Consider the following 13,455-nt stretch of genomic DNA (forward strand, 5'->3'; position numbering starts at 1 on the left):
CTATTTCAACTGCACACGAGGATCGAGGAGCTTATAAATCAGATCGGCGATCAAGTTAAAAATCATGGTGACTGCAGCGATATATACGGTGATGGCTTTAATCACAGGAAAATCACTGCGTTCAACCGCAATAATAATTTCCCGACCTATGCCCGGAATACCAAAGAAACGTTCAATCAGGAAAGCACCAATCAATAAGGCAGGCAGACTAGCCATCACTTCAGTGACAATCGGAATCGAGGCATTACGCAATACATGCACACCGAGTACCCGAGACTCACCTACGCCTTTGGCACGCGCAGTCCGCACATAATCTTGGTTAATTTCGTCTAAGACGAAGCTTCGATACAAACGTAGTGTTGGGGCAATACTCACCACCAACATGATTAAGATCGGCAACAGAGCATAATGGAATAAATTTTGACTAAAACTATCACTCCAGCCTTGTACTGGGAACCAACTTAACTGATAGGCCAAAACATATTGGAAGATGATGATATATACCAAGATACTGATCGACATGCCAATGGTACACAGCATCATCACCATACGATCGGTCAATGAACCACGAACCGATGCAACCGCCAATGCCAAGATGATTGAAATCACGGTTTGTAAAATGGTCAATGGAATCAATAAGGTCAGTGATGGGCCTAGTCGGGTCAAAATAATCTGCGAAACAGATTCGCCTGTACTCCAACTGGCACCATAATCAAAAGTCAGAATCTGTTTAATAAAAATCCACAGCTGCACATAATAAGGTTGATCAACCCCCAACTGTTTACGGATGTTTTCAATTTGCTCAGGGTTGGACATTTTTCCTGCCAAGATATATGCAGGATCTCCCCCCACCCAGTTAAACAAGAAGAAGATTAGCAAAATGACACCCAACATGGTCGGGATCATTTGCCATAGTCTACGCACGACATAAGCAAGCATAATGGCAAATCCTTATTTGACCCGTTGACCTGTAATTTCATTAAAGAAGGCTTTGTTATCGGGCTCTCTGCCTAAGAAGTCTTTAACCAGTTTCGCTGCATTCTTTTGACTACCTTGTGACAAAATCGCCTGACGGTAGCGTTGTCCCACTTCTGGATTATTCAGGTTATCGCCAAAAGCCGACAACATATCTAAGGCTAAGACTTCAGACCACATATAGCCATAATAACCCGCTTGATAACCCATCAGATGGCCAAACTGACCAGGGAACTCGGTGTTCGGTACATAACCCAAAGCGGTTGCCGATTCCATTTTTTTCCAGACATCCATCGGCTGTACTTTCAGCGCATCCGCACCGTGTAAAGCCATGTCATATTGTGCATATAAGGTTTGACGTGCATAACGCAAACCACGTCCATAATTGTGTACCGATTTAAGGCGTGCAATTAGGGCATCGTCTACGCGTGGACAAGCTGGATTACAATAATCGGCCACTTTAGACAAGGTTTCTTTACGACGCGCCCACTCTTCATACATTTGTGATGGTGCTTCGACAAAGTCGCGCTCTACCGATGTACCCGACTGACCTGAATAGCGGGTTTTCGATAAAATGCCATGTAGGGCATGACCAAACTCATGTACAAAGGTTTCCAGCTCATCACTATTTAAACCTTTGCGGTTAAAGTTAGTGACCAACACTGAAATTGGTTTACGCTTGCTCAGTGTACTGCCGCCATATACACCCCAGACCGCTGCATGCCCATACTTGCCTTCACGTGGGAATTTATCCATGTATAGGCCACCAAGAACTTCACCTGTTTTTTTGTCAGTGACATCGTAATACTCCACCTCGTCTTGCCAAGCATCAACTTTGGCTGGCTTAAATTCAATCCCATAAAGATCAGATGAAATCGCAAATAACCACTTTTGTGCCGCTAAGGTCGGGAAATAATCACGCAGTTTTTCTTGGTCTATCTGGTATTTGTCTTTACGGAGTTTTTCACTCCAATAGTTCACATTCCAACGGTTAATTTCAGCTTTTTCTACAGTTGTGTTCAAGGTTTTGGCTTTAAATGCACGTAACTCCTCCACTTCTTTTTGCTCAAGTGGTGCAACAACGTTGTGTACATCGGCCAAAAAGGTGTTAACCGTTTTTGGCGTTTTCGCCATACGTTTTTTTAGCGCCCAATCGGCATAGCTTGGCTGACCAAACAGTTGCGCCAATTCATAACGTAAGTCAATAATCTGTTTAAGCAAGACTAAGTTCTTTTCTGTACCACGACGTGTAAATGCAGTTTGATAACGTTTGCGTGCATCATCACTGTCGGCCAACTCCATAAACGGTTGGTACTCTGGATATTCAAACCCTAATAAATAATTGCCTTTGTCATTTTTCTTTAGGCCTGAAATATAACTATCTGGTAAGCCTTTTAGCTCGGCAGGCGTAAATTCTAATTTTTCTGGATTATCACGAATATTGCGGGAGAATTCTTGCGAAAGTTTGGTCAACTCATCAAAAATTGTTTTGACCCGTGCTCTTTTTTCGGGTGAAAGTTGTACCCCTGTATCTTCAAAGGCATCAAGAATATCTTGGCGGTACTTAGTATCGATTGCATCGTTGGCTTTGGTGTTTTTAAAACGTTGGTATAACTTCGGATTCTGATAAATTTCGGTTTGTAGTTGATTCAACTTAACTTCGCAATCTTCAGCGGCTTGGCGTAATTTAGCATCTGGATCAACATTGCTATACAGGCTAATCGGCCCAGCAAAATTCTCGAAAGTTGCCATTAATTGATCCCACTCTGCCAACACAGGTGCAGCATCGGATTGCGGTTTAATGCTTTGTTTTTCCAGTTGAGAAATACGCTGCTTTAAAGTCTGTAAATTAGCATCGCACCATTGTGCACTTTCACTGCTTTTTAAAATCGGTAACGTGGTTCGTGTGCTTTCAGCCCAAATGCCTTGACTCATCCCCGTGACCGCCATCGATAACAGTCCCAGTGTCGACAACTTCAATATTCTTTTCGCCATGCGCTTTCTCCAATTTAATCTGTTTGTTATTTCTTGTCTTGAATATCGATATACATCCATTCTGCTGGCAGAACAGGGTGTTTTTTATAACCAATCACACGCGGTTGCGCGACCACGGTGCGGTAACGGGTCGACATAAATTGTACGGGCGAATAAAACTCTAACAACCGTGACATTTTGCGATACAGCATATCGCGCTCAGGGCCATCCTCAAGTCTCAATGATTGCTCATAGAGACGGTCATATTCGGGTAATTTGAAGCAGGTATGATTGGTTGCATGAATATTTTTGCCATAAAACAACTGCACAAAATTATCTGCGTCAGGATAATCTGCAATCCAAGCCGAAGCCTTAAACATGGTTTTACATTGTTTCTCCGCTTTTAAACCTTCCGCGAAAGGAACAGGCTTCGACACCATATTAATTTTAATATTGGTTAAATCTTTCTTGAGTAACTCGGCCATTTGCATACTTCGTGCACTGCTGGTCGATGGCATAAACTCAATCACTAAAGGCTTTCCATCAGGTAAAGTTCGCCAACCATCCTTACCTACTTTGTAGTTGTAGCGATCCAATAGCAAATTGGCTGCTTTTACAGAATAAGGAATACTGCTTTTATAATTTGGATCATGCCCTGCGACACCATATGGAATCGGTGATTCTAATTTTTTGGCATTGCCTTTGGCCAAGACCGTGATAAATTTTTCTTTAGAAACTGCCATAGACATCGCGCGACGCAATGCAATCTTATCTTTACTAAAACCACCTACTACGGGGTTTTGGATATTCCAATACAAATAATCAATCGAAGGATCTGAGATACGAGACAATTGAATGCCCTTCTTGGCAAGTTCAGGTTTTAATGAACCATCAGATTGCAAAGCCTGTGCAGGTAATTCACCATCGAGTGTAAATAAGTCCAAACCATCTTTTTGGAATGACAGCCAACCCGATTGTGATTCTTCAATGACTTGAATATCGACCACACCGATTTGTGGCATTTTTTTGCCTTGCATCTGTTGTACGATTTTTTGATCTTCAGGAGTGCTGGCCTTAAAGTCCCATGTAAAACCACGATAATCTGGATTTGCCTTCAATATAATCCGTGAACCTGGTGTCCAATGTGACAGCATATAAGGACCTGTTCCTACAGGACGTCCCATTACATAGCCCGCCTTATCACGATATTTTTCAATCACTTCACGTGCCACTGCACCCGTGGGTTGATGCGCCAATAGCATCGGAAAATTATGATTCGGTTCTTTTAAACGAATCACCAAAGTATAACGATCAGGCGTTTGTAGTCCCGCGATCGGCTGATCATAATTAAACTTTCCTGTTTTACTGGCTTGTTGAATAAGCGGTTCAATGCCCACAATTTTATCTTCAAATAACCAGCTGTTAGGAGAATGCAGATTTGGATCAAGTAAGCGTTTAAATGAATACGCATAATCAGCAGCGGTGAGTTCACGTGACTTGCCTTTAAATGCAGGATCAGGTGTGAAATAAATCCCTTTCTGAATCCGAATGGTATAGGTCAACCCATCCGCACTCACTTCAGGTAATGCCACTGCCGTTTTTGGCACCAACTTGGCAGGCGAAGCTAAATAATCGTAGGTATAGAGCGTTTCAAAAATAGAATATAAGACATGAGCCGAATACAGGTCTTGTGTCGCTACGGGATCAAATCCCGTTTCCGCCACTGGAAAGGCATAACGTAAGACTTTTTTTGGATCGGCAGGGCTTTTCGCTTCTGTAATCGTTACCCCTAGACTTAATGTTGTCCCCAATAACAGCGCCAGACTAGTCCGTTGCATCGAAAGTTTAAAATTTTGCTTCATCATAAACACATCACTTATTTTTGATTTGGTGAAACAATATCTAAGTATTGCCAGTTGGTATTCATAATTGGATGAGCTTTAAATCCCTGCACCTCAGGTTGAATCAACCAGTTCCGAATCCGTGTATCTTGTAAAATCCACGTTCCATCTGCTTCAATTTGGCGACTCATTTTTTCATAGAATGGCATACGTTTTTCAGGGGCTTGCTGCATCGCCTGTTTATATAAATTGTCATAAGCAGCTGACTGATAACAGGATTGATTACCACGACCCACATTCGGACCATAAAGCAATTGCGTGAAATTTTCACCCTCTGGATAATCCGCATGCCATGCGCCACTCCACATCATGTATTGACACTGGGTTGCGGCTTTTAAGTTATCGGCAAAATTACTGACTTTAAAGTCTGCCCGAACCCCGATTGCATCTAGATTTTTCTTCCACAATTCAGAATACATCACGGAAGCTGTACCACTCTCGGTATTTATTTTTAAGGTTAAAGGCTTGCCATTGGGCAGATTACGATAGCCATCTGGACCTTTTTTATAGCCGAAATGATCCAATAATTTATTGGCTAAAGCAGGATTGTAACCAATGCTACTGCGATAATTCGGGTTATGACCATTAATGCCTGCAGGTACCAGCATTTCAGCCTTAACCGCCTGACCTTTTCTTAAGATACGAATATATTCATTGACATTAAAAGACATAGCGATGGCACGTCTTAACGCAATTTTATCGAGGCTATTCCCACCAACAACAGGATCACGCATATTCAACATTGAATAGGTGATCTCTGCCTCTTTATTGGCATACAAACGTATACCCTGCTTTTGCATTTCTGCTTTTAACTGATTATTTTGATCAAGTACTTTAGGAATTGCACTTGAAGTGACCTTATCAAAATCCAGTTGTTTGGACTGAAAAGCGAGCCAACGTGATTGTTCTTCTTCGATAATGCTGATATTGACTTTGCCAATTTGCGGCATTTGCTTGCCACTCATTTCTTTAACCAGCTGGTTATCCCACGCCGTACCTGTCGATTTAAAATTCCAGACAAAACCGCGATAATCAGGATTTGCAACTAATTCGATCTTGCTGCGGGGTACATATTTGCTCAGCATATAAGGCCCTGTTCCCACAGGATGCATGGCTAATCGATCTTTATAGTATTCAACCACTTCCCGTGCAGTCGCACCAAAGGTGCTATAGGCCAAAATATAAGGGAAATTATAATCAGGTTGCGTCAGGGTAAATTGAATCGTATATTTATCCAGTGCTTTAACGCCGTCAATCTTGGCATCATAGTTAAATGTGCCCGTTTTTTTGGCTTGGTCCACCAGTGCATTTGCACCCACAATTTTATTATCAATAAAAGAAAATGCTGAGGCATGATTTTTAGGATCTAATATCCGCTTAATGGAATAGACATAATCCTCTGCAACCAGCTCTCTGCGTTTACCTTTAAACGCAGGATCATCGGTAAAATAAATCCCTGGTTTTATTTTAAATATATAAATCTGACCATTTTTTTCAATCACAGGTAGGCTTTCTGCTGTTGATGGAACCAATTTTACTGGGTTAGCGAGATAATCGTATTGAAGCAATCTTTCAAAAATTACATCGGCGACATTTCCGCTGTAAAAATTAAAAGTTTTAACCATATCAAAACCATCATCTGGGGCTTCAAAAGCAACACGGAGTACTTTATCTGCCTGAGCAGGTGTTTTTGCATACCCCATCGGCATAAATGCAATAACGGTTGATAATACAGTGACCGTAAAAAAAGTTGACTTCAAATCAGTGCTCACATCATCGTTTTTTAATAAATACTAGACTTTTGCATAGCATTCAACACTACAACCGTTTCCCTTTCAGCGTGTCTCATTCCAACTTTTTATTAAAAAATCATTTATTTAATGATGTTTTACCAGTTGGAAAAATTAAGTTAAAAGAAAAACCCCTTAAAGATCGAAAATTACCTTGCTAATTTCATGCCACTTTTCAAATAAAAAAATTATGTTTATTTTTTAATCAAAACGTATTCTTAGCAGATCTAGTTTTCACGCATCTTAAATAAAAGTAACTTTATGCCAAATCATATTTTTATATATTATTTTCCATTTCAATGAAATAAAAATAATAAACCATATGTTTTATAACAACAAAAGATGATTTGCACCACAAAAAAGCAAAAATAAAACTTTATGATTCATTTTAATGCATTACAAAAACATACCTTATTTGGAACTTTATGTTAACCAATCCACATTTAAAATTATTTCAATATTTTTAATATTTAGTAAAAATATGAAAAGCTTATATATAAAAACTAAAACACTTTTACACATTTTATTCTACATTAAGCGAAATCTAAAAATAGGGTTTGGCACAGCTCTTGCTAAAACGGATTTATTGAATTTTTAGAGTGGCAATCCATTTAGGGGTTAAATAATCAATGAAAAAAGCCAACTTCGCTCAACCAAGTGCTCTGCCAAAAGCGAGCAAAACGATGCTTAAACTCAGTACGCTCAGTTTAAGTATGCTGTGTTTAACCATGGCTCATGCTGCTGAGGCCGAATCGCCTTCCGAGGAAAAAGCAGCCAAAGTCGTAAAAGTTGCTGTTACAGGTTCATCCATCAAAGGCGTTGCAGCACAGAGTGCTTCACCGATTACCATCGTCAAAGTGGATGAAATTCTAAAACAAGGGGTCACAACAACCGAAGAAGCACTCTCAAAAATTACAGCCAATCAATCAAATTTTGTCACGGCTTCAAATGTAGGAACCAGTAAAACACAGGGATCTGCTGCAAATTTAAGGGGAATTGGTGCCAACAAGACCTTGGTTTTGCTCAATGGTCGTCGTTTGGCAGCCAATGCCTATGACAGCGGTGTGACCAATTTAAATATCATTCCACTGGCTATGCTTGATCGTATTGAAGTGCTGAAAGATGGTGCATCAGCGATCTATGGTACCGATGCGATTGGCGGTGTAGTCAACTTTATTACTAAAAAACAATTTAGCGGTTTAAATTTCAGTGCCGACTATCAAAAACCAGAACAAACAGGTGGCGAGCAACAAAACTATTCCATTTTTGGTGGTTATGGTGATTTAGAAGAAAATGGATTCAATGTTTTCGGGGTTGTTGATTATCGACGTGGTGATGAAGTCATGGCAAAAGACCGCAAGGTCAGCCGTCGTGGGGGTGTATTACCCGAATTAGGTGTCAATCGAACCAGTAGTGGTTCTTTCCCTGCAAATTTATACGATACAGAGACAGGTACATTCGGCAGTCCTTATGCCAAAACAGGATGTGGCGATAATCCGCTATTCTTCAGTAATGATGGAGTGACCTGCCGTTATAACAGTCAAGCTGTGATTGGCATTATTCCTAAAACAGAAGACGTTTCTGTCATGGGTCGTGTAACCGCAAAAATTAATGATCATTTCAATGCGATTGGTGAGTACGTTTACGCACGTAGTGAAGTGACTACATCCGTTGCGCCTGACGTATTTTTTGACTTACCGATGAACCCATCAAGCAAATATTATCCTGGGAATGGTATTACACCTGCCATGGATAATGTCAGTGGCCCACTAGAATTATATTTACGTTCACAAGCAGGTAATCGTATCAGCAATAGCGTGAATGATTCACACCGGATTTTTGCTGGTCTTGAAGGTGATGCGTATGGTTGGGATATTAATACTGGCCTAACCTATGCCCGTAGTAATGCTGCAGATAACGTTTTAAATGGTTACCTTAATTACAATAAAACCGCTGCAGCATTATTAGATGGCACTCTCAATCCCTTTGGTGCACAAAGCTCAGCCGATAGTGATGTATGGAATGGCTTAAGCGTTAAAGGTAAATATCTAGATGCCAAATTAGACTCAACTACAGTCGATTTCACTGCAAGCCGCCCGATCTATACATTACCAGCTGGTGATGTCGGTTTTGCTGTTGGTGCAAGTTATCGCCGTGATGATTGGCAATCGAAGACACTGGCTGAAATTGCAAGTGTTGCACCAAGTACAGGAGTCGATCCAAATGAACCCGTAAATGAAGGTTCACGCAATATCAAAGCTGTTTTCACAGAATTACATATCCCTTTGCATAAAACTTTAGAAGCTCAGCTTGCAGCTCGATATGATGATTACAGTGATTTTGGTGATACCTTTAATCCCAAATTCTCCCTTCGTTGGGAACCAATCAAACAGTTAATGTTTAGAACAAGCTATACCAAAGGTTTTAGAGCACCGACATTACAAGAAATGCATTCACCTAAATCCGTCACCAATACAGCTGCAACGTATAATGATCCGCTACTTTGCCCTGGTGGTGTTCCAGCAGCGGGTGCATTACCTGCACGTGACTGTGGTATGCAATTTGATCGACAAAATGGTGGTAACCAAAACCTAGAGCCTGAAAAATCAGATTCATTTACCGCTGGTATGGTATTTGAGCCCATCAAAAACTTGGTCTTCACGCTCGATTATTTCGATATCAAAGTCAAAAATCAGATTACCACCATTTCAGAGACTGCCATTTTTGCTGACCCTGTGAAGTATGCAGATAAATTCATCCGTAATGCAGATGGCTCGCTGAACTATATCAATACAACCAATCAAAATTTAGGTGGTATCAAAACCTCAGGATTTGATGTCGGTGCAGCTTGGCGCTCTCCAATGACCAGCACAGGCCAATTTGGTCTCAGTATTGATGGTACTTATGTAACAGATTACCAATACCAAGAAAACAAAGGCATGCCATGGGTTGGTGTTGCTGGAAGCTATGCAGGCTTGGATTATCAGGCAATCGTTTTACGCTGGAAACATACAGCTAATTTAGATTGGCGCTATGAGAACTGGGCACTCAACTTACAGCAAAACTTCTCTAAAGGTTATAAAGACCAAAACTCTAATGGGCAAGACCATTCTGTAGGCGACTATACCACTTATAACCTTTCAGGCACTTATAAAGGTTTCAAGAACCTAGAACTCACACTTGGTCTTAAAAATATGTTTGATGCTGAACCACCGGCTTCAAATGTCGTCGATAACTTCCAAATGGGTTATGACCCGCGTTATGCAGATGCTGTTGGTCGTAGCTATTTCGTTCGCGGTACCTATAAATTTTAATGCGTTTCATCACTACGGCATGAATATTGTTCTGTCGTAGTGATTCACCGTAATCCTCTGTTTCATCACATTCCAAGCGGTTGTTGTCAGTCTAAATCGATATAAGCCGCCCCTAATGGATATGAATTACTGATTACAATTTCAGGAGTATTTATGGGCATCCCCTTTTCTGAGAGTGAAAATCAACCAGCCAAACGCCTTGTCGGTATTGGTCTGGTGTTATTTCTACATCTCATTATCGCCTATATTCTGATGACAAGTTTAGCGACCGACTTTAGCAAGCCTGTCGATAAGCCTGTAGAACTACAGATTATTCAGGACATCAAACCACCACCGCCTCCAAAACCAGAGGAACCAAAACCTAAAGAAAAGCCACCCGAGCCACCGAAAATGGTCGAAAAAGTGGCCAAGATGCCTGACCCACCTAAACAGGTGGAGAAAGTCACACCTGTGCAAAAACCAGCACCTGCTCAACCGACCAAAACGGCTGTTGCGACACCAACACCTACGCCTGCTGCAGCAAGTCCGAGCCCTGTTGCTGCTCCAACAGCGCCAGCCGCACCTGCGACTCCAGCAAAACCCGCAGGAATTTCACGCGGTGTTTCTGAAGGAGAAGCGGGATGTCAAAAACCAGAATACCCTCGTGAAGCCTTGATGAATGAAGAAGAAGGTACAGTGCGTATTCGTGTGCTGGTTGATGGTTCAGGCAAAGTGATCGACTCAAAAGTTAAAAAATCGAGTGGTAGTAAAAGCCTAGATAAAGCAGCTGTCAAAGCCTATAGCCTGTGCACATTTAAACCTGCAATGAAAGACGGTGTACCACAACAAGAATGGTACGAAATCGAATATCCATTCACGATTTCCTAATTAAATACATTAAACAAACAAGTTTTTGGAGAATTTAAAGATGACAAACACAGCAAAACGTATTTCTCGAATCGCAGCAATTGGCCTCATCGCAGGTACGACCTTACTTCCAGTTGCAACCGTATGGGCGGATGAAACCACGCAAACCACAGCCGTAACGACGGTAGCGACTGATGCCGCAGCACAAGCAGCACCAACCCCGCCGCCCTTACCTGCAACTGTTGAGAAAGTACATAACCCTTATGGCTTAGAAGCCCTTTGGCGCGAAGGTGACTTGGTCGCAAAATCGACGTTATTTATTTTGGTACTGATGTCGATTGGAACGTGGTACATCATTCTGTCGAAAGTGTTCCAACAAAGTAAGATCAAACACCATGGCACAGAAGCTGAACGCCATTTTTGGGAAGCGGAGTCTTTAAATAGCGCTGCAGAAAGTTTAAATAGCAATAGTAGCTACCGTTATATTGCTGAAAAAGGCATTCGCTCAACCAAACATCACGATGGCACCTTATTAGAACGTATTGATTTCAACACATGGGTAACAATCTCAATTCAACGTGCAATCGAAAAAGTGCAAAGTCATCTCAGTAATGGCCTAGCCTTCCTTGCCACTGTGGGTTCAACCGCACCATTTGTCGGCTTATTTGGAACAGTTTGGGGGATTTATCACGCGCTTACTGCAATCGGTATTTCAGGCCAAGCATCAATTGATAAAGTTGCTGGACCTGTGGGTGAAGCACTGATTATGACCGCAATTGGTCTTGCAGTCGCGGTTCCTGCTGTACTTGGTTATAACTGGTTAACACGCCGCAATAAAGCGGTCATGGACAATGTCCGTTCATTTGGTTCAGACCTACATGCCGTACTCCTCAGCGGTGACTTAAACAGTAATCACCCAAACCGTGATTCTAAATAAGGAACACCATTATGGGCATGATGATTAATTCAGATCAAAGTGACGATGATGTGATCGGAACAATTAATACCACCCCACTGGTCGACATCATGCTGGTGCTGCTGATTATCTTTTTAATCACAGTTCCAGTAGTCACACACACTGTTCCGGTAAAACTACCTGAAGAAAAAAATACACCTTATGCCACCACCCCACAAAATATTCAGCTTTCCGTCAATAAAACGGGGGATATTTTCTGGAATGAACAACATGTTGCAAATAAGGAAACCTTACTTGCTCGTTTACAGGCCGAAGCACAAAAACGTCCACAGCCTGAGGTTCATATTCGTGGCGATCAACAAACACATTATGAAGCGATAGATCAGGTGATCAGCACAACACAGCAAGCAGGGATTGGCAAAATCGCTTTTGTTACGACTCCCCCTGCTTTTACACCATAATAGGAGAATCACACATGGGTATGAATGTGGGTTCAAAAAATGATGAAGAAGATGTGATGCTCGACGTCAACATGACACCGCTGATTGATGTCATGTTGGTGCTGCTGATTATGTTTATTATCACCATCCCAATTCCAAACAACGCCATTAACATTAATTTGCCAAATGGTACACCACCACCGCCAACAGATCAGAAGCCACCCGAAACTATTAATTTACGGGTTGATGCGCAAGGGCATATTTTTTGGAATGATCAAGCGGTTGCTGATCGTTCAGCCTTAAAAGCCCTGTTTGATTCGGTTGCTCAAAAAGCTGATCAGGATCAGATTAAGTTTAAGCCTGATGCTCAGGCTGAATATAAGAATATCGCGATGGTGATGGCACTCGCTCAACAGAGCAATGTCACCAAAATCGGTATCGTCAGTAATAACTAAAGAATAAAAACAAAAAATTAATAAAATAACTAAACATTACTCCTGCGCTAACAAGTTCGCTTGTTAGCTTTTTTTATTTTATTTCACTGATCACGATCGGAATAAGTTTACTGCTCACTTTATAGCCTTGTGGTTTGTTACTACAAGCATCACCTGTCACGGTGGTTCGAATGACATAAGGGGAATAAGGCATCACATTTAAATAGCCTGAATTATCTCGGCCAGTACGACAATCTTCTGCCCCTAATTTGTCATCATAGCGGCCATCATATGAAGACTCCTCTACCTCTGCAATCAGTTTGCTGGTCCACTGAGTGAAATAAACTAGGCTTTTACTCGACTCGACTGTGCCCTGTCCTGAACCTGCGCTCTCAATTTCGATCAGTTGAATCGGTTTACCTTTATAAACAGTTGGATGCACTTTAAAGCTATTTGATTGACCGCCAAACTCTTTTAGGATTCGCGCCTGCTTTAATTTTGGACGGGTTAACACATAGCCAGCCCAAAAATTACGTCCTGCATTTTCAAAACTCACACCCGATAAATAGGCTTCTTCTCCTGAGATCAGTTTTACTGCTTCGGTAGAATCGATCTGAATGGCTTGGGGTGGATTGGCATTTGAATCTTGTAAGTTAGTGATCCAACTGATAATGGTTTTATCTGGAGGTACAGCAGCATGAGTAGTCGAGATTAGACCTAACAGGCAGAGGGTTATAAAAATAAAATTCTTTTTATTCATTGTTAGTCACCTTAAATTTATTAGTTAAATGGCTTCCAAAATCTATTAGCTATCGTGACGGCGGCATGGATGCCGCCCGTAGGGCTGCGGTATAAGGATATACCG

10 protein-coding genes are annotated in these 13,455 nt (G+C 41.4%); 5 read left to right on the top strand and 5 right to left on the bottom strand.

The annotated features are described in order from the left end of the window. The 4 genes from F902_RS17620 to F902_RS17635 are packed head-to-tail and all read right to left on the bottom strand — an operon-like array spanning position 1 to position 6,610. Positions 1-939, bottom strand: a complete 939-nt coding sequence (locus F902_RS17620) for an ABC transporter permease (protein ID WP_004804925.1) — start codon at positions 937-939, stop codon at positions 1-3. Positions 940-951: 12 nt separating this feature from the next. Then, the gene (locus F902_RS17625) at positions 952-2,970 is read right to left on the bottom strand and encodes a M3 family metallopeptidase (RefSeq protein ID WP_005205505.1); all 2,019 of its coding nucleotides are present in this window, start codon (positions 2,968-2,970) and stop codon (positions 952-954) included. Positions 2,971-2,996: 26 nt separating this feature from the next. Next, positions 2,997-4,814: an ABC transporter substrate-binding protein gene (locus F902_RS17630; RefSeq protein WP_005205507.1), complete on the bottom strand. Its 1,818-nt coding sequence runs from the start codon at positions 4,812-4,814 to the stop codon at positions 2,997-2,999. 11 nt (positions 4,815-4,825) lie between these two features. Next, a complete protein-coding gene (locus tag F902_RS17635) occupies positions 4,826-6,610 on the bottom strand; it encodes an ABC transporter substrate-binding protein (RefSeq protein WP_005205508.1) in 1,785 nt (594 codons plus the stop codon). A 659-nt stretch (positions 6,611-7,269) separates the two neighbouring features. On the opposite strand from F902_RS17635, the gene F902_RS17645 reads away from it, so the two are divergent. From F902_RS17645 to F902_RS17665, 5 genes are all read left to right on the top strand, one after another. Next, complete coding sequence (locus F902_RS17645; protein ID WP_017402065.1) at positions 7,270-9,954, top strand: TonB-dependent receptor; 2,685 nt, start codon at positions 7,270-7,272, stop codon at positions 9,952-9,954. A gap of 153 nt (positions 9,955-10,107) precedes the next feature. Next, positions 10,108-10,821 carry a TonB family protein gene (locus tag F902_RS17650; RefSeq protein ID WP_004804915.1) on the top strand — a complete coding sequence of 238 codons (714 nt, stop codon included), beginning with the start codon at positions 10,108-10,110 and terminating at the stop codon, positions 10,819-10,821. A gap of 40 nt (positions 10,822-10,861) precedes the next feature. After that, positions 10,862-11,737 (top strand): MotA/TolQ/ExbB proton channel family protein, encoded by an 876-nt coding sequence (locus tag F902_RS17655; protein WP_005205510.1) that lies wholly within the window; start codon positions 10,862-10,864, stop codon positions 11,735-11,737. 11 nt (positions 11,738-11,748) lie between these two features. Further along, positions 11,749-12,177 (top strand): ExbD/TolR family protein, encoded by a 429-nt coding sequence (locus F902_RS17660; protein ID WP_005205511.1) that lies wholly within the window; start codon positions 11,749-11,751, stop codon positions 12,175-12,177. Positions 12,178-12,191: 14 nt separating this feature from the next. Continuing rightward, a complete protein-coding gene (locus F902_RS17665) occupies positions 12,192-12,611 on the top strand; it encodes an ExbD/TolR family protein (RefSeq protein ID WP_004804909.1) in 420 nt (139 codons plus the stop codon). 73 nt (positions 12,612-12,684) lie between these two features. Here F902_RS17665 and F902_RS17670 read toward each other — a convergent pair whose 3' ends face one another. Then, entirely contained in the window at positions 12,685-13,350 is a 666-nt protein-coding gene (locus F902_RS17670) for a hypothetical protein (RefSeq protein WP_005205512.1), read from the bottom strand. Positions 13,351-13,455 lie beyond the last annotated feature (105 nt).

The organism is Acinetobacter higginsii (assembly GCF_000369525.1).
GTDB classification, from domain to species: Bacteria; Pseudomonadota; Gammaproteobacteria; order Pseudomonadales; family Moraxellaceae; genus Acinetobacter; species Acinetobacter higginsii.

What these genes read in the sequence shown, in the direction of transcription:
- F902_RS17620 (WP_004804925.1), bottom strand. Translation starts at nt 939, where the DNA reads ATGCTTGCTTATGTCGTGCGTAGACTATGGCAAATGATCCCGACCATG.
- F902_RS17625 (WP_005205505.1), bottom strand. Translation starts at nt 2,970, where the DNA reads ATGGCGAAAAGAATATTGAAGTTGTCGACACTGGGACTGTTATCGATG.
- F902_RS17630 (WP_005205507.1), bottom strand. Translation starts at nt 4,814, where the DNA reads ATGATGAAGCAAAATTTTAAACTTTCGATGCAACGGACTAGTCTGGCG.
- F902_RS17645 (WP_017402065.1), top strand. Translation starts at nt 7,270, where the DNA reads ATGAAAAAAGCCAACTTCGCTCAACCAAGTGCTCTGCCAAAAGCGAGC.
- F902_RS17650 (WP_004804915.1), top strand. Translation starts at nt 10,108, where the DNA reads ATGGGCATCCCCTTTTCTGAGAGTGAAAATCAACCAGCCAAACGCCTT.
- F902_RS17655 (WP_005205510.1), top strand. Translation starts at nt 10,862, where the DNA reads ATGACAAACACAGCAAAACGTATTTCTCGAATCGCAGCAATTGGCCTC.
- F902_RS17660 (WP_005205511.1), top strand. Translation starts at nt 11,749, where the DNA reads ATGGGCATGATGATTAATTCAGATCAAAGTGACGATGATGTGATCGGA.
- F902_RS17665 (WP_004804909.1), top strand. Translation starts at nt 12,192, where the DNA reads ATGGGTATGAATGTGGGTTCAAAAAATGATGAAGAAGATGTGATGCTC.
- F902_RS17670 (WP_005205512.1), bottom strand. Translation starts at nt 13,350, where the DNA reads ATGAATAAAAAGAATTTTATTTTTATAACCCTCTGCCTGTTAGGTCTA.